This is a genomic window from Stenotrophomonas sp. RIT309, from assembly GCF_000632045.1.
GTDB classification, from domain to species: Bacteria; Pseudomonadota; Gammaproteobacteria; order Xanthomonadales; family Xanthomonadaceae; genus Stenotrophomonas; species Stenotrophomonas indicatrix.
Genome location: NZ_JFYS01000015.1, coordinates 45,107 through 61,250, shown reverse-complemented (window position 1 = coordinate 61,250; position 16,144 = coordinate 45,107). Strand labels below are relative to the sequence as shown.

At 66.5% G+C, this 16,144-nt stretch carries 11 protein-coding genes; 7 read left to right on the top strand and 4 right to left on the bottom strand.

The window, feature by feature from the left end; translation table 11 throughout:
* The first annotated feature begins 189 nt into the window (after positions 1-189).
* Together BW38_RS10325 and BW38_RS10330 are read left to right on the top strand one after the other, a co-directional pair.
* Positions 190-2,829, top strand: coding sequence for a TonB-dependent receptor (locus BW38_RS10325; protein WP_032976385.1), 2,640 nt, complete (start codon positions 190-192; stop codon positions 2,827-2,829).
* A 64-nt stretch (positions 2,830-2,893) separates the two neighbouring features.
* Positions 2,894-5,488 carry a M14 family zinc carboxypeptidase gene (locus BW38_RS10330; protein ID WP_032976383.1) on the top strand — a complete coding sequence of 865 codons (2,595 nt, stop codon included), beginning with the start codon at positions 2,894-2,896 and terminating at the stop codon, positions 5,486-5,488.
* Positions 5,489-6,021: 533 nt separating this feature from the next.
* Here the strand turns inward: BW38_RS10330 and BW38_RS10335 are convergent.
* Entirely contained in the window at positions 6,022-7,443 is a 1,422-nt protein-coding gene (locus tag BW38_RS10335) for a DEAD/DEAH box helicase (protein WP_032976382.1), read from the bottom strand.
* 974 nt (positions 7,444-8,417) lie between these two features.
* Here BW38_RS10335 and BW38_RS10340 point away from each other — a divergent pair.
* Both BW38_RS10340 and maiA read left to right on the top strand, forming a co-directional pair.
* Complete coding sequence (locus tag BW38_RS10340) at positions 8,418-9,407, top strand: fumarylacetoacetate hydrolase family protein (protein ID WP_025878446.1); 990 nt, start codon at positions 8,418-8,420, stop codon at positions 9,405-9,407.
* 14 nt (positions 9,408-9,421) lie between these two features.
* On the top strand, positions 9,422-10,090 hold the full coding sequence (gene maiA, locus BW38_RS10345) for a maleylacetoacetate isomerase (protein ID WP_032976415.1): 669 nt from the start codon (positions 9,422-9,424) through the stop codon (positions 10,088-10,090).
* A gap of 33 nt (positions 10,091-10,123) precedes the next feature.
* Here maiA and BW38_RS10350 read toward each other — a convergent pair whose 3' ends face one another.
* The 3 genes from BW38_RS10350 to BW38_RS10360 all read right to left on the bottom strand — a co-directional run bounded on the left by BW38_RS10350 (position 10,124) and on the right by BW38_RS10360 (position 14,145).
* Complete coding sequence (locus BW38_RS10350; RefSeq protein ID WP_032976381.1) at positions 10,124-11,623, bottom strand: UdgX family uracil-DNA binding protein; 1,500 nt, start codon at positions 11,621-11,623, stop codon at positions 10,124-10,126.
* Complete coding sequence (locus BW38_RS10355) at positions 11,604-12,887, bottom strand: putative DNA modification/repair radical SAM protein (protein WP_032976380.1); 1,284 nt, start codon at positions 12,885-12,887, stop codon at positions 11,604-11,606. Before BW38_RS10355 ends, BW38_RS10350 begins: the two co-directional genes overlap by 20 nt.
* A 130-nt stretch (positions 12,888-13,017) precedes the next feature.
* Positions 13,018-14,145 carry a PilT/PilU family type 4a pilus ATPase gene (locus tag BW38_RS10360; RefSeq protein WP_025878450.1) on the bottom strand — a complete coding sequence of 376 codons (1,128 nt, stop codon included), beginning with the start codon at positions 14,143-14,145 and terminating at the stop codon, positions 13,018-13,020.
* A gap of 121 nt (positions 14,146-14,266) precedes the next feature.
* Here BW38_RS10360 and BW38_RS10365 point away from each other — a divergent pair, with 121 nt between their 5' ends.
* From BW38_RS10365 to BW38_RS10375, 3 genes are all read left to right on the top strand, one after another.
* Complete coding sequence (locus tag BW38_RS10365) at positions 14,267-14,632, top strand: DUF4398 domain-containing protein (protein WP_025878451.1); 366 nt, start codon at positions 14,267-14,269, stop codon at positions 14,630-14,632.
* The gene (locus BW38_RS10370) at positions 14,629-15,513 is read left to right on the top strand and encodes an OmpA family protein (protein ID WP_032976378.1); all 885 of its coding nucleotides are present in this window, start codon (positions 14,629-14,631) and stop codon (positions 15,511-15,513) included. Before BW38_RS10365 ends, BW38_RS10370 begins: the two co-directional genes overlap by 4 nt.
* A gap of 323 nt (positions 15,514-15,836) precedes the next feature.
* Positions 15,837-16,073, top strand: coding sequence for a YdcH family protein (locus BW38_RS10375; RefSeq protein WP_025878453.1), 237 nt, complete (start codon positions 15,837-15,839; stop codon positions 16,071-16,073).
* Positions 16,074-16,144: the final 71 nt, after the last annotated feature.

Sequence of the window (16,144 nt, the reverse complement as noted above, 5' to 3'; positions counted from 1 at the left end):
ATTGTACGCCGCGGGCGGCCGATCAGCCCGGCTTTGCGTTGCCTTCCCGTGAAGAAATTATTTCCATCCGGATGAAGAGATGATAGTTTCTCTTATATCCGTATGAAGAGATGTTATTGGCCGCACCCCGGCCAGGCATGGATTACTGCGGAACTTACCTCGTCCTTCCACTACCTCCCCCACATCGTCATGCCCCAGCACACCCTGCTCGTGGCGGCCCTGGCCGTCGCTCTGGCCGCGCCTTTGTCTGCCGCCGCCGAAACCCCCGCCGACGCCAGCGGCGAAGCCAGCACCCTGGCTGCCGTGCGCGTCACCGGTTCCAACATCAAACGCGCCGATACCGAAGCCTCCAACCCGGTGCAGGTGATCGGCCGCCAGCAGCTGGAACAGACCGGCAAGGCCACCGTGGCCGATGTGCTGCGTTCGATCTCGGCCAACACCGGCAACGCCAGCAACGAGACCACCAACAACGGTTGGGCCTCGGGCTCGGCCGGCATCGGCCTGCGCGGTCTTTCGCAGAAGAACACGCTGGTGCTGCTCAACGGCCGCCGCCTGGCCAACTACGGCTTCCCGGCCGGCGGCCTGTCGGACACTTTCGTCGATCTCAATGCGCTGCCGCTGGTGGCGGTCGAACGCATCGAAGTGCTCAAGGACGGTGCGTCGGCGGTGTACGGCAGCGATGCGGTGGCCGGCGTGGTCAACATCATCACCCGGCAGAACTTCGAAGGCGCCCTGGTCGGCGGCAGCTTCGGCGGCGCCGACCAGGGCGGCCTGCACGAGCAGAACCTGAAGTTCGTCGGTGGCCTGGGCGACATCGACAAGGACGGCTACAACATCCTTTTCAGCCTGCAGGGCTACAACCGCGAGCGACTGGACCAGGATGAGCGCAACCTGACCAAGAGCGGCATCTACAGCGACCAGCCCGGCGGCCGCTGGAACGGCTGGTCGGCCAAGGGTGCACGCTATCTGGTCAATGGCACCTCCGTGCCGATGCTCGATGCCAACGGCAACTGCCCCACCGGCACCACCCGCGTGGCCAGCGCGCCGATCGACGGCCTGGCCGGTGATACCTGCGGCTTCAACCAGGCCCCGTACACCACCCTGATTCCCTCCACCAAGCGCTACCAGGCCTACGCCAACGGCACGTTCCGCCTGGGCGACAACGTCGAAGCGTTCGGCGAAGTGCTGTACAGCCAGATCAAGAGTGCTGCCTGGTTCGGCAGCAGCCCGTTCTTCACCCTGGAAAGCGGTCGCTTCGCACTGAACGCGCAGACCGGCCTGGCCGAGCCGGTGTCGTCCAACCTGCCGGCCAGCAACCCGTACAACCCGTACGGCCGCGCGATCCCGATCGAATACACCTTCTTCGACCTCGGCGGCACCATCAAGACCAACCGGTCCACCGCCTATCGCGGTGTGTTCGGGCTGCGTGGCAAGACCGAGAAGTGGGACTGGGAAGTGGCCGCGTTCGGCGCGCGCAGCAGCGAGCGCGAAACCGTCTCCGGCGGCTTCGCCAACCGCTGGGCACTGGCCAATGCACTGGCCACCGGCAGCTACAACCTGCTGAACCCTGCCGCGACGCCGCAGTCGGTGCGCGATTCGATCAACATCGCCACCCTGCGTCCGGCCGAGTCGGTGCTGCAGGGCATCGATGCGAAGATCTCCGGCAGTCTCGGCCACACCTGGGCCGGCGACATCGGGTTTGCCGCCGGTGCCGAATGGCGCCGCGAGAAGCTTGATTCGAACAACCCGTGGCAGATCGATGCCGGCCTGCAGGTGCGCCCGGCAATCGCCGAAGTGCATGGCGAGCGCAAGGTCAGCGCCGCCTACGCCGAGGTCAACGTGCCGCTGGCCTCGACCCTGGAGCTGTCCGCCGCCGCCCGCGCCGATCATTACGATGATTTCGGCGACGCGTTCTCGCCCAAGCTCGGCCTGCGCTGGCAGCCGCTGGATTTCCTGCTGGTGCGTGCCTCGGCGTCGAAGGGCTTCCGTGCACCGTCGCTGTCGGAGAACTCCAACAGCACCAGCATCGCCTACGGCAGCGTGGTCGATCCGCGTGATCCGGACGTGCCGGGCTCGCGGCAGAACCCGACCTTCTTCACCGTCGGCAACAGCGACCTGAAGCCGGAGCGCACCAAGAGTGTGAACTTCGGCGTGGTGCTGTCGCCATGGGCGAACACCAACCTGAGCATCGACTATTACCGTATCCAACTGGACAACCTGGTCGGTACCAACAACACCCAGACCCTGGTCAACGACAACGTCGCCGGTGCCGTGCAGCGCGATGAGCGCGGCAAGCTGCAGGCGGTCTACAACCGCTACCAGAACCTGAGCGAGCTGAAGACCTCGGGCATCGACGTCGAGCTGCGCCAGCGCATCCCGACCACCGCCTTCGGTGACTTCACCGTGACCTCGGCCTACACCCACGTGCGCGACTACCGGCGCCCGACCGTGGTCGGTGGCCCGCTGGTGGACTATGCCGGCAGCAATCTCGGCGCCACCCTGCCGAAGAACAAGGCCACCACCACCCTGGACTGGAAGTACAGCGACTACACCGCCGCGGTGACCTGGTACTACACCAGTGGCTACGACCAGAAGGCCAGCACCGCGGCCGCTGCGGTGCAGAGCCGCGTCGACGCCTACAACCAGTTCGATCTCTACCTGGGCTACACCGGCATCGAGAACCTGACCGTGTACGCCAAGGTGCAGAACCTGGGTGACAAGACGCCGCCGTACGACGCCTCGTTCCCGGGCATCCGCGCGCCGTACGACTTCAGCCAGTACGACCTGCGTGGCCGCTACTTCACGCTGGGCTTCGACTACCGCTTCTGATCCACCCGCCGCGGCCGGCCACCCTGTGTGGCCGGCCGTGTTGCCATGTTCCAGGGGAGTCACCGTGTCCTTCCACCGCCGTGCCGTTTTCCCGTTGTTGCTCGCCGTCGCCACCGCCGTATCGTTGCCGCCTGCGGTACATGCGCAGAGCGCCTATTTCTTCCCGCAGACCACCGATGCCGCGGCATTCGATACCGCCATTCCCACGCCGGAGCAGTTCCTCGGCTATCCGATCGGCAGCCGCTACACCCGCCATGACCAGCTGGTGGCTTACTTCCAGGAGCTGGCCAAGCACTCGGACAAGATCAGCGTGCGCGAGATCGGCCGCAGCTATGAGGGCCGACCGCTGTTGATCGCCACGGTCACTGCTGCAGGCAACCACGCGCGGCTGGAACAGATCCGCCAGCAGCACGCGACCCTGGCCGATCCGGCGCAGCCGCGCAGCGCTGCCGGTGACAGCCCGGTGGTGGTGTGGCTGGGCTACAGCGTGCACGGCAACGAGACTTCCAGCGGCGAAGCGGCGATGCTGACCGCCTATTACCTGGTGGCCAACCGCAGCGCGGAAACGCAGCAGTGGCTGCAGCAGGCGGTGGTGCTGTTCGACCCGGCGCAGAATCCCGACGGCCGCGATCGCGCCGCCAACTGGCACAACGCCTGGGCGTCCGACCCGGCCTCGGCCGATCCGGCCGACAAGGAACACGTCGAGCCGTTCCCGCAGGGCCGTACCAACCACTACTTCACCGATCTCAACCGCGATTGGCTGGCACTGACGCAGCAGGATTCGCGGCCGAAGGTGGCGCAGTTCCACCAGTGGTACCCGAACGTGCAGATCGACTTCCACGAAATGGGCAAGGACAGCACGTACTACTTCGAGCCATCGCCGAAGAGCATGCATAGTCCGTTGATCCCGGCAGCGTCGTACGAGTTCAACAAGACCCTGGCCAAGTACCACGCCCAGGCGCTCGATGCGCTGGGTTCGCTGTACTACACCGGTGAGAACTTCGACAATTTCTCGCCCGTGTACGGCTCGACCTATCCGGATTTCCACGGCGCGGTCGGCGTCACCGTGGAGCAGGCCAGCTCGCGCGGTCGCGTGCAGGAATCGGTGAATGGCCTGCTGACGTTCCCGTTCACCATCCGCAACCAGGTTGCCACCGGATTGGGCACGGTGCGCGGTGCGGTGACCGAGCGCAGCGCCCTGTTCGAGCTGCAGAAGAGTTTCTTCCAGAGCGCGCTGAAGCAGGCCGCACAACAGCCGGTGAAGAGCTTCGTGTTCGGCGACGCGCATGATCCGGCATTGACCCGACGCCTGCTGGAACTGCTGTTGCTGCACAGGATTGAAGTGCATGCACTGGACCGCGCTGTCAGCGTAGATGGCCAGCGTTTCGAAGCGGGCAGCGCCTACGTGGTGCCGGTGCAGCAGGCGCAGTTCCGCCTGGTCCATTCGATCTTCGCGGAGACCCCGCCGATCAGGGGCGACGTGTTCTACGGCAGCACCAGTTACGCGATCGCCCCGGCCTACGGCGCGGCCTTTGCTGGCAGCCGCAGCCGCATCGATGGCGGCGCCCGCGTGGTCGAGGTTCCCACAGTGCAGGGCGGGCTGACCGGCGGTGAAGCGGGCTTCGCCTACGTGATCGACTGGCGCGACTACAACGCGGGCCGCGCACTGGCCGGCCTGCAGGCCAAGGGCTTGTCCACGCGTGCCACCTTCCAGCCGTTCACCGCGGCCACCGCACAAGGTGAGGTGGCCTTTGCCGGGGGCAGCATCGTGGTACCGGTGGCCGGGCAGCCGCTGCAGGGTGTGGCGTTGCAGGAGGCGGTCGCCGCCGCCGCGCGGGCCGCCGGTGTGCAGGTGCATGCGCTGGCCAGCGGTCGCAGCCGCGACGGCATCGACCTTGGCAGTGACGGCGTCAAGGCACTGCGCAAGCCCGCCGTCGCGCTGGTGATGGGCGAGGGCGTGGCAGCCACCGAAATCGGTTCGGCCTGGTTCCTGCTCGACCAGCAGCTGCGCCTGCCGGCCAGCAAGCTGGACCCGCAGCAGCTGGGCAAGGTGTCGCTGGACCGCTACACCACGATCGTGCTGTCCGGCGGCACCTATGCCGGCATCGACGCGACCGCGGTAGCGGCATTGAAGCGCTGGATCCAGGCCGGCGGGTCACTGGTCACCTATGGCAGCGCGTCGAAGTGGGCGATCGAACAGAAACTTGCCGACGGCGAGAAGCTGGGCAAGGACGAGGAAGCAACAGACAACGCGCGCCGCGCCTTCGGTGACCAGCGCGATATCGCCGCGATCGAGCGTGTCAGCGGCAACATCCTCAGCGCCGACGTCGACCCCAGTCATCCTTTGGCGTTCGGCGTGCCGCGCCGGCAACTGGCGATCAACAAGGAGAACACGGTCATCCTGCAGCCGAGCACGAACGGGTTTTCCACGGTGGTGCGGATCGACGACACACCGCGGGTGAACGGTTATCTGTCCGAGCGCAACCGCAGTCGCGTGGCCGGCAGCGCATGGCTGCTGGTGTCAGCGCAGGGGCAGGGCAACGTGATCCTGTTTGCTGATGATCCGGCGCATCGCAAGTACTGGCATGGCACTGATCGGATGCTGATCAACGCGATCTTCTTCGGGAATCTGGTGAACCCGGCGAAAGCGCGGGGTTGAGGCGTTTGGCGCCTTGATTGATACGTGTGTGGGGAGGCCGGGCGGGCTGCGCAGGACACGCCGTAAACCCGTCCTTGGGGGCTCGATGGCGCCATCCATGGCGCCAACGGTCCTGCGCACCCCGCCCGGCCTCCCCTCGACAGTTTCCTGCGGGCGCGGACGCATCAAACCCAAGGCGGGAGCAAGGGCGAAAGCAAAAGCAAAAGCTGGAATTCCGGCTTTTGCTTTTGTCTTTGAATTTGATCCTTCTTCTCCTGGCTGCCCGGCGGGACAAGAAGGCGCTGGTGATGATTGAAGCGGATGGGCGTAGGGGCAGCGCAAAACCGTGAGGTGCATGGATGCGCCGATCGAGCCCCCATGGATGGGTTTACGGCGTGTTTTGCGCTGCCCCTACGCCCATCCGCCCTCGACGCAACCCACCGCCCGCTTTCAAACCACCCGGCAGCCAGCAACAAAAAAGGGACGACGCGTAAGCGTCGTCCCCCGATAAGCAGCCCCCGCGCAGCGGGAGACGCCATCCCTGTCAGCTGGGATCAGCTGGCGCGACCGCCGCCGCTACCCTGGCCGCGGCCACGGCCGCCACCGCTGTTGTTGCCGCCACCGCGACGCTGGCCCTGACCGGCACCTGCGCCTGCGCGCTGCTGGCCGTTGCCGGCGCCCTCGCGGCGGCCACCGCCGGCCTTCTTCGGGCCTGCATGGGCATGACGCGGCGCATCGCCGTGCGGACGGCGCGCGTGGGTCTTGCGCGGCACGCGCTCGCCGGTATCGGCCTCGGCCTTGCCCGGAGCACTGTTGCCCCAGCGGATCGGCGTCTGCAGCTCGAAGCCCGGCACATCGCGGATGTCCATGTCACGGCCGAGCAGGCGCACGATCGCGCGCAGCAGCTTCACTTCATCCTGCGCCACCAGCGAAATCGCTTCACCGGTCGCACCGTTGCGGCCGGTACGGCCAATGCGGTGCACGTAGTCTTCGGCCACCATCGGCAGATCGAAGTTGATCACCTTCGGCAGCTCGTTGATGTCGATGCCGCGCGCGGCGATGTCGGTGGCCACCAGCACGGTGACACGGCCAGCCTTGAAGTCGCCGAGCGCACGCAGGCGCTGGCCCTGGCTCTTGTTGCCGTGGATCGCCGCGGTCTTGATGCCGGACTTTTCCAGGAACGCGGCCAGCTTGTCGCTGCCGTGCTTGGTGCGGGCAAACACCAGGGTCTGCTCGCGGCTGTCCTGCGCCAGCAGGTGCAGCAGCAGGTCGCGCTTGCGGCTGCCATCGACCGGATGCACCTTGTGGGTGATGGTCTCGGCGACGGTGTTCTTCGGCGTGACCTGGATCTGTTCCGGGTTGCGCATGAATTCCAGCGCCAACTGGCGGATGTTGTCCTCGAAGGTGGCCGAGAACAGCAGGGTCTGGCGGTTCTGCTTGGGCAGCTTGGCCAGGATGCGCTTGATCGAGGGCAGGAAGCCCATGTCCAGCATGCGGTCGGCTTCGTCCAGCACCAGCAGTTCAATGCCGGACAGGTCGATGCTGCGACGCTCCAGGTGGTCGATCAGGCGGCCCGGGCACGCAACCAGCAGATCCACGCCGCGACGCAGGATGTCCAGCTGGTTGCCCATGCCGACACCGCCGTAGATGCAGGCGCTGGGGATGCGCAGGTACTTGCTGTAACCGCGCAGGCTGTCATGCACCTGGGTGGCCAGTTCGCGGGTCGGTGCCAGGATCAGCGCGCGCGGCTTGCGCGGGCCGGTGCGCACTTCCTGCGAAGCGGTGCCCAGGTGCTGCAGCAGCGGCAGGCCGAACGCGGCGGTCTTGCCGGTGCCGGTCTGTGCGCCGGCCAGCAGGTCGCGACCGGCCAGCACCAGCGGGATCGCCTGCTGCTGGATCGGGGTCGGGGTTTCGTAGCCCTGCTCGGCGAGCGCACGCAGCAGGAAGGGCGCAAGGCCCAGGGATTCAAAAGACATCGAGATTGCTCCAAGTACAGTTAACGCCTGTCCGAACGGACAGACGGGGGCAGATCAAACTGATCGGCTGACTCGGAGCGTTCCCGTGAACCGCGCTGCGAGAATTGGGTGCAGCCAACGCGAAGCGCAGGCTGGAATGCGTGACGAACGGCGTCGGAGTGGGGGCGGGCGATGGGGCGAACCCCGGTCGCCGGCGATCCCGGAGGGAAACGGACGGCCGCTGCAGACCCGCATAGTCTAACGGAAGGATGAGACCTGACGCAAAACAGGCTGTTCAGGTTGGGGGTTCGGCAGGGCTGCGCCCTGCACCCGCCGAATCGACGGCAATGGCAACAGCAACAGCAACAGCAACAGCAACAGCAACAGCGGGCATACCGTGGGATGGCGGGGTGGGTCCGGTTGCGGGGGACGCCGTAAACCCATCCCTGGGGGCTTGGCCGCGGCATCCATGCCGCGGACACCCCCGCAACCGGACCCACCCCGCCTTCGACAGTTTTCCGCGATCTGTCGAAATGGCAGGGCCTGCTCCTGGTGGGTGTCACCTTGGTCGACACGGTAGATCCACGCCATGCGTGGATGCTCTTCGTTCAATTGTCGAAATATTCGATTTCGTTGGAAATTCATCCACGCATGGCGTGGATCTACCACCGTCATCGGGAAACTGTCGAGGGCGGGGCGGTATGGGGCTGCAGGACCGTTGGCGCCATGGATGGCGCCATCGAGCCCCCATGGATGGGTTTACGGCGTGTCCTGCAGCCCCATACCGCCCCGCCCAACCCACAGAAAACCCAGAGCCGGCTGTTGCAGTTGCTTTCGCGGCTGCCTTGGCCTTGGCCGTTGCCTCTGCACGTGCAGGGTGCAACCCTGCCGCCCCCCTCCTGCGGTAGGGTGAGGCGATGCCGCGCTGCAGCTTGGCTACGCTGCTTATTTGATTACACTTGAAACTTGTTTGCCCACGACTCCGGACACCCACCATGAAGCTTGGTTCCTTGAAGGAAGGCGGCCGCGACGGCACCCTCATCGTCGTCTCGCGTGACCTGCGCCACGGCGTGCGCGCCACCGGCATCGCCGCCACCCTGCAGTTGGCCCTGGAGGACTGGAGCCATCTGGCCCCGCGTCTGAATGCGCTGTATGAGTCGCTCAATGCCGGTGACGCCGATGGCGTGTTCGACTTGGACCCGCAGGCCCTGGCTGCGCCGATGCCGCGCGCCTATGAATTCGTTGATGGCAGCGCCTACCTGCCACACGTCGAGCGCGTACGTCGCGCCCGCGGCGCCGAGGTGCCGGAGAGCTTCTACAGTGATCCGCTGATGTACCAGGCCACCAGCGCCGGTTTCCATGGCCCGCGCGATGCGGTCAAGGTGGTCAGCGAGGACTACGGCATCGACCTGGAAGCGGAGATCGTGGTGATCACCGACGACGTGCCGATGGCCGCCACGCCGGAGCAGGCCGCCGGCCACATCCAGCTGATCGGCCTGGTCAACGACGTCTCGCTGCGCAACCTGATCCCGGGCGAACTGGCCAAGGGCTTCGGCTTCCTGCAGTCCAAGCCGCGCTCGGCGTTGTCGCCGGTGTTCGTCACTCCCGACGAGCTGGGCGCTGCCTGGCAGGACAGCAAGGTGCACCTGCCGCTGCTGACCCACATCAACGGGACGTGGTTCGGTGCGCCGGAAGCGGGTGTCGACATGCAGTTCAACTTCGCCCAGCTGGTCGCGCACGCGGCGAAGACGCGGCCGCTCAGTGCCGGCACCATCGTCGGCTCGGGCACCATCGCCAACGAAGACACCAGCAAGGGGGCTTCGTGCTTCGCCGAACAGCGCGTGGTGGAAACCCTGCGCGACGGCAAGCCGAGCACGCCGTTCATGTCCTTCGGCGACGTGGTGCGCATCGAGATGCTCGATGCCGCCGGCAACAGCATCTTCGGTGCGATCGAGCAGCGCATCGAACAGGCGGCCAAGCCCTGAGCATGGAGGCGGCGATGGAGATTCCGGTCGACGACGGCATCATGCTGTACACCTACTGGCGATCCAGCGCCGCCTACCGCGTGCGCATCGGCCTGGCCTTGAAAGGCCTGGCCTTCGAAGCACGACCGGTGCATCTGGTGCGCGAGGGCGGCGAGCAGCACCATGACGCCTATCGCGGGCTCAACCCGCAGCAGCTGGTGCCCACGCTGCTGCATGACGGCCACGTGCTGACCCAGTCGCTGGCGATCCTGGAGTATCTGGAAGAGCGGTTCCCGCAGGTGCCGCTGCTGCCGGCCGACGCCGCTGGCCGCGCACGGGTGCGGGCAGCGGCGCAGCTGGTAGCCTGCGACATCCACCCGATCAACAACCTGCGGGTGATGCAGTACCTCGAGCGCGATCTGCAGCTGCCCGCCGATGCACGCACGCAGTGGACCCTGCACTGGATGGCCGAGGGCTTCGCCGCGATGGAAACGATGCTGGCCGACAGTGCTGACACCGGTACGTTCTGCCACGGTGACCGTCCGGGTCTGGCCGACATCTGCCTGTTGCCGCAGCTGTACAACGCCCATCGCTTCGGCCTGGACCTGGCGGCATACCCCACACTGCGCCGCATTGAAGCGGCCTGCCAGCAGCTGGATGCCTTCATCGCTGCACGCCCCGAAAACCAGGTCGACGCCGCCTGACGTCCCGCTGTGCTCGCCGGGCATGGCCTGGCGCTACCGGTCTCCGGCGCGCGGTAGCGCCGGGCCATGCCCGGTGGGCGCGGAGTTGGCCGCCAGCAGTTGCTGCAGGTCGTCGCGGAACAGCCGGTAGGCGTCCTCGCGCCGCGTATCATCCTTCTGCCGCAGTACCCAGGCAGGATGCACGGTGGCGTATCCCCGGGTGCCATCCTCAAGCGTGAGCCAGCGGCCACGGTCGCGCGTCAGGTTGAAATCGCGACCGAATACGGACGAGGCCGCCGTGGCGCCGAGACAGACGATCACCTGCGGCTTCACCCGTGCGATCTCGCCCTGCAGCCACGGCCGGCAGGCATGCACATGGCGGCTCTCAGGGCGCTTATGCAGGCGCACCTTGCCTCGGCGCTCGTGATGGAAGTGCTTCACCGCGTTGGTCAGGTACAGGGCGCTGCGTTCGATGCCCAGCTCCTGCAGCGCACGGTCCAGCAGCTTGCCCGCCGGCCCGGCGAAGGGGCGACCACTCAGGTCCTCGACATCACCGGGCTGTTCGCCCACCAGCATGATGCGTGCATCGGCACGACCGTCGCCGAACACGGTCTGGGTCGACGCTTCCCACAGCGGGCACTGCCGGCAGACGGCGGCCTGCTGGTGCAGCGCCTGCAGGCTGCCATTGTCCGCAGCGGCATCGGTTGCATCATTCGGCCGTGCGGGAATACGTCGCTGCGGTGCCTGTGCCGGTCGATCATGCATCTCCTGCACGCGGCCGGCTGCGTCGCGCACAAGACCCGGCAACAGGTGCGCTTCGGGAAGATGCTTCCAGTAACGGGCGGGCATTTCCTGCTGCATCATCCGCGTGTTGAGCCGGGCCGGATTGAAGATGCTGGCGTAATAGGTCTGCCACAGCGTCTCACGGGCGTCTTCGGCGGGTGCATCGCGACGGCTGCCGCCATCACCGAACGAGAGCGCGCTGCCATCCCAGCGGACACTGCGCGCGGGTGTCAGGATCGCCCAGCGCATGCAGGCAAAACGGCGGGCGAAAAACGGCGCGACCCGGTCGACGATGTTGTGATCGGGCTCGAACCAGGCGATGAACGCGTCGGTCTCGCCGGGCACCTCCCGGAAGCGCACGAAAGCCTTCATCTTGTGCGTGTCGCGGCGCACCGCCTGCGCCAGCGCCATCAACCGCAGCACATCGGCGTCGGCCGGATTGGACAGCACCGTGCGTTCGCCATGCGCGATGCGCCACAGCAGGCGGTACAGCAGCGGCAGGCGCTGCGGATCGCGATGGCACAGGCAGGTAGCGGCCAGTTCGACGAAGTCGCGCGGCACGTTCGGGACGGTGGCGCCGTCGGGCAGTGGCGCCTGCTGCACCGCCGGCGCGTCCAGCAGCGACGCTTCGGTACCCGTGATCCAGTCCAGCTGTTCCGGCAGCACGCGGCGCAGCAAGGCCTCACGCGCCGCACCGCGCCAGGCATCCAGCGACCACGGCGGGTCTACGCGCAGCGACCAGCGCTGCAGCTCAGGCAGCGGGCGTGGCATCGAACAGCGAGCCCTGGCGGGGTGGTGGCGCCAGCTTCGCGCGCAGCGCCGCCGGATCATCCAGCGCACTGCGCGGATGGTGGTCGGCCAGCTGCACGAACGGCAGCAGTTTGCCCATCGGCGCCTTCAGTCGTGCAACGTCGGCCACCCGCAGGCGACCGTGGCGGCGTGCCATCAATACGCGCTTGACGTTGCGCACTCCCAGGCCTGGCACCCGCAGCAGCAGCTCCTTCGGCGCAAGGTTCAGGTCCACCGGGAAGCGTTCGGGATGGCGGATCGCCCAGGCCATCTTCGGATCGATGTCCAGATCCAGCATGCCGCCCTGGGTGGTGTCGGTGATCTCCTCCACGCCGTAGCCGTAGAAACGCAGCAGCCAGTCGGCCTGGTACAGACGGTGCTCGCGCTGCAGCGGAGGTGGCTGCAGCGGCAGCTGGCGGCTCGCATCGGGAATCGGGCTGAAGGCGGAGTAGTACACCCGGCGCATGCGGTAGTTGCCGTAGAGGCTGTCGGCACTGGTCAGGATCTGCTGGTCGCTGGCACCGTCGGCGCCGACGATCATCTGCGTGCTCTGCCCGGCGGGTGCAAAGCGGGGAGGGCGAGGACGCGCGCCGCGGCTGGAAACCGGTGCGATCACTGCCGGCGCCTTGCGGGCCTCCTTGGCTTCTTCGATGCGCCAGCGCAGTTCACCCATCGCGCCGCGGATCGATGTGCTGGTCTTTTCCGGGGCGAGGGTGGCCAGGCCCGCCTCGGTGGGCAGTTCGACATTGATCGACAGGCGATCGGCGTAACGACCCGCAGCGGCCAGAAGTTCTGGCGATGCCTCGGGGATCGTCTTCAGGTGGATGTAGCCGGCGTATCGGTGCTCCTCGCGCAGCCGGCGTGCCACCTCCACCATGCGCTCCATCGTGTAGTCCGCGTTGCGGATGATGCCGCTGGAAAGAAACAGCCCTTCGATGTAATTGCGCTTGTAGAAGTCCAGGGTGAGCGTGACCACCTCGTCCACGCTGAAACGCGCGCGCGGCACGTTGCTGGACACCCGGTTCACGCAATAGGCGCAGTCGTACACGCAGAAGTTGGTCAGCAGGATCTTCAGCAGCGACACGCAGCGGCCATCGGGCGTGTAGCTGTGGCAGATGCCCATGCCCTCGGTACTGCCGATGCCGCCGGAGGCGCGCGAATCGCGCTTGCCCGCACCACTGGAGGCGCAGGAGGCATCGTACTTGGCGGCATCTGCAAGGATGGCCAGCTTGCGTATGGTTTCCATTGAAGAAACCTACGCACGAGGGGTCTCATTGGATGAGACCGCCCCTTAACCCTTCAGGATTCCGCCGGGCATGGACCGGCTCTACCACCACGCGTCCGGTAGCGCCGGGCCATGCCCGGCGGGCGCGCCGTCAGAACCCGTGGGTAATGCTCGGCGCGCCGGCCGAGAAGTCCGCATACGGATCATGCTCGCCGCTGCCTCCTTCGGACAGGCGGAACTTCAGCGCCAGGCCATCGCGCGAGTCGGCCGCGCGCAGGGCTTCTTCCTGATCGATGGTGCCGTTCTTGGCCAACCGGAACAGGCACTGGTCGAAGCTCTCCATGCCTTCTTCCAGCGAAGCCTCCATCGCCGCCTTGATCTCGTGTACCTGGCCGCGACGCAGCAGGTCGCGGATCATCGGCGTGTTGATCAGTACTTCGGTGGCCGGCAGGCGGCGCCCCTCCTTGTTCTTCACCAGGCGCTGGCTGATCACCGCACGCAGGTTCAGCGCCAGGTTCATCAGCACGTTCTTGTGCGCGCTTTCTGGGAAGAAGTTGAGGATGCGCTCGATGGTCTGGTCGGCGTTGTTGGAGTGCAGGGTGGCCAGGCACAGGTGCCCGGTTTCGGCGAAGGCGATCGCCGCCTCCATCGTTTCGGCATCCAGGATCTCGCCGATCAGGATCACGTCCGGCGCTTCACGCATCGCGTTCTTCAGCGCATTGTGGAAGGCATGGGTATCGAGCCCGACCTCGCGCTGGTTGACGATGGACATCTTGTGCTTGTGCAGGTACTCGATCGGGTCCTCGATGGTGAGGATGTGACCGGTGGTGGTGCTGTTGCGATGGTCGATCATCGACGCCAGCGAGGTGGACTTGCCCGAGCCGGTGGACCCCACCACCAGCACCAGCCCACGCGGGGTCATGATGACGTCTTTCAGCACCTGCGGCAGGTTGAGCTCTTCGATGCTCGGAATCCGGCTGCGGATGGCGCGGATGACCATGCCCACTTCACCGCGCTGCTTGAACACGTTGACGCGGAAACGCCCGGCATCGGCCAGGGCGATGGCCATGTTGAGTTCCAGCTCGCGCTCGAACTGCGGCACCTGGCCCTCGTCCATCAGCGAGTAGGCGATCTTCTTCACCATTCCCGGCGGCAGGCCGGTATTGCCGAGCGGATACAGCTTGCCCTCGATCTTGATGTACACCGGCGCGCCGGTGGTCAAGAACATGTCCGAAGCGTTCTTTTCGGTCATCAGCTTCAGGAAGTAGCCGATATCCATTGCGAATTTTCCCCAACGAAACTGCCGGTGCCCGTTGCAAGCACGGTACCGGCTTGACGACAATGGCCGCGAACCGACAACCGGTACGGCCTCCCCAATGAAACGACTTAGCTTCGCACGAATGCGCCACAGCCTGTATGTGATGGCGTTTGCATTCGCACTCTCTGCTCCCGCCTGGGCGCAGGATGGCGCGTTGGAACTGGCCCAGGCCCGGCAGGCGGTGGACAAGGCCACCCAGGCCGACGCCGACCAGTACGCCCCGGACCTGATCGGGTTGGCCCGCCAGGGGCTGGAGCAGGCCCAGCGTGCCGCCGGCGACCGCCGCGAGCGCAAGAACGCACCGGCGCTGGCCCTGCGTGCCACCGTTGACGCCGATCTGGCCCGTGCCCGCAGCGAGGAAGCCACGGCGACCGCACAGCTGCAGCTGCGCCGCAACGAGGTCAACCAGCTGCAGCGCCAGTTGTCGACCGGGGAGGACCGCCGATGAAGACGATTTCCGCGCTGACCCTGGCTACGCTGCTGGCCCTGCCGACGCTGGCACTGGCCGCTGACAACCCGATGGTGGGCCAGCTGAGCCAGCGCCTGATGGCGATCCAGGCCAATCCGGACACCGCCGAACTGGGCGCCTTCGAGCGCATGCAGGCGCAGCAGGCCATCGCCACCCTGGAAAAGGCCAAGCGCCGTGACCAGGAGCTGACCACCTACCTGGCCGAGCGCCGGGTCGAGATCGCCGAGACCGCCGTGCGGGCTGCGCTGGCCGCGCGCGAGGTCGACCGCCTGGAGCGCACCCGCGGCGACCTGCTGATCGAGGCCAGCCGCCGCGATGCCGCCCGCGCCCGCCAGGAGGCCGAACAGCTGCGCATGCAGGCGCAGATGCAGGCAGAAGAGGCCGAACGCCTGCGCCAGGCGGCCGAGGCCGAGACCCTGGCCCGCCAGGATGCCGAGAACGCCCTGACCAGCGTGGCCGGCAAGCAGCAGCAGCGCCTCAGCTCGGCCCAGCAGAACGCGGCCAAGCTGGCCCGTGAGGAAGCCGAGCTGGTGTCCGGGCAGAAACTGCCGGGCTCGAAGTTCGATGGCCGCGGCGAGGTCTTCACCTTTGCCGGTGACGCGTTTGCGGCCGGGGCCTCGAGCCTGTCCGGTGGCGCCCGCAACCAGGCCAAGGCCCTGGCCGAGTACGTGAACATCGGCAAGAAGGGCAGGATCCGCATCGAAGCCTATGACAGCGCCAATGGCGTCGGCCAGAAGCGCGCCGAGGCACTGCGCGACGCGCTGGTGTCGGCCGGTGTCGCCAGCAGCCGTATCCAGGTTGCTGGGAAGAAGGCCGCCTCCACCCGGGCCCGCTCGGCCGAGGTCGTCATCGCGCCGTAATTGATTGATATTGTTTGTTTTTCGTTGTGTTGAGTATTCAGCCTGAACCCCGCCTCGGCGGGGTTCGGTCTTTTTGCCGCAGGGGCTTGAACCCCGTCCAGAGCAAGCGTAGGGTCAATTGTCCGGGACGCAATAACGCGGACCGGACGATGGGAGGGCCGGGCCGATGCAAGCAGGGCGCGAACCGCAGCAGATCGAAGTGCGCAGGCCAGTGCCGCACGTCGTTGTGGGCACCCATGTGGGCATCGACCGGCACTCCTCCATGAACAACGCCCCGTGCCTTGCGGCCGGGGCGTTCGTGTATCTGTCGAAGGAGGTCCATCATGTTTGAAGATCAGCCCCAGAGCGAGATCGACGCCCGTCGCGCGCGCGATCCGGAGTTCCGGGCACTCCATGACCAGCACCGCAAGTTGAACAAGAAGTGCATGGATGCGGAGTTGGGTGTACTCCCGATCGATGATGTCACCCTGGGTCGAATGAAGCGCGAGAAGCTGCTGGCCAAGCAACGCCTTCTGCGAATGTACGAAACACCGCTCGCAACCTCGTCCCCCACGCATTGACGCACCCCTGTCGTGCCCGGAATGGCATGACCTGGCCATCGATGGCCCTGCCAGGCTCTCCTGACCTGGCA

Excerpts from the sequence above, each read along its gene's own strand:
- BW38_RS10325 (WP_032976385.1), top strand. The coding sequence starts at position 190 with ATGCCCCAGCACACCCTGCTCGTGGCGGCCCTGGCCGTCGCTCTGGCC.
- BW38_RS10335 (WP_032976382.1), bottom strand. The coding sequence starts at position 7,443 with ATGTCTTTTGAATCCCTGGGCCTTGCGCCCTTCCTGCTGCGTGCGCTC.
- BW38_RS10340 (WP_025878446.1), top strand. The coding sequence starts at position 8,418 with ATGAAGCTTGGTTCCTTGAAGGAAGGCGGCCGCGACGGCACCCTCATC.
- maiA (WP_032976415.1), top strand. The coding sequence starts at position 9,422 with ATGGAGATTCCGGTCGACGACGGCATCATGCTGTACACCTACTGGCGA.
- BW38_RS10350 (WP_032976381.1), bottom strand. The coding sequence starts at position 11,623 with ATGCCACGCCCGCTGCCTGAGCTGCAGCGCTGGTCGCTGCGCGTAGAC.
- BW38_RS10355 (WP_032976380.1), bottom strand. The coding sequence starts at position 12,887 with ATGGAAACCATACGCAAGCTGGCCATCCTTGCAGATGCCGCCAAGTAC.
- BW38_RS10360 (WP_025878450.1), bottom strand. The coding sequence starts at position 14,145 with ATGGATATCGGCTACTTCCTGAAGCTGATGACCGAAAAGAACGCTTCG.
- BW38_RS10365 (WP_025878451.1), top strand. The coding sequence starts at position 14,267 with ATGCGCCACAGCCTGTATGTGATGGCGTTTGCATTCGCACTCTCTGCT.
- BW38_RS10370 (WP_032976378.1), top strand. The coding sequence starts at position 14,629 with ATGAAGACGATTTCCGCGCTGACCCTGGCTACGCTGCTGGCCCTGCCG.
- BW38_RS10375 (WP_025878453.1), top strand. The coding sequence starts at position 15,837 with ATGTTTGAAGATCAGCCCCAGAGCGAGATCGACGCCCGTCGCGCGCGC.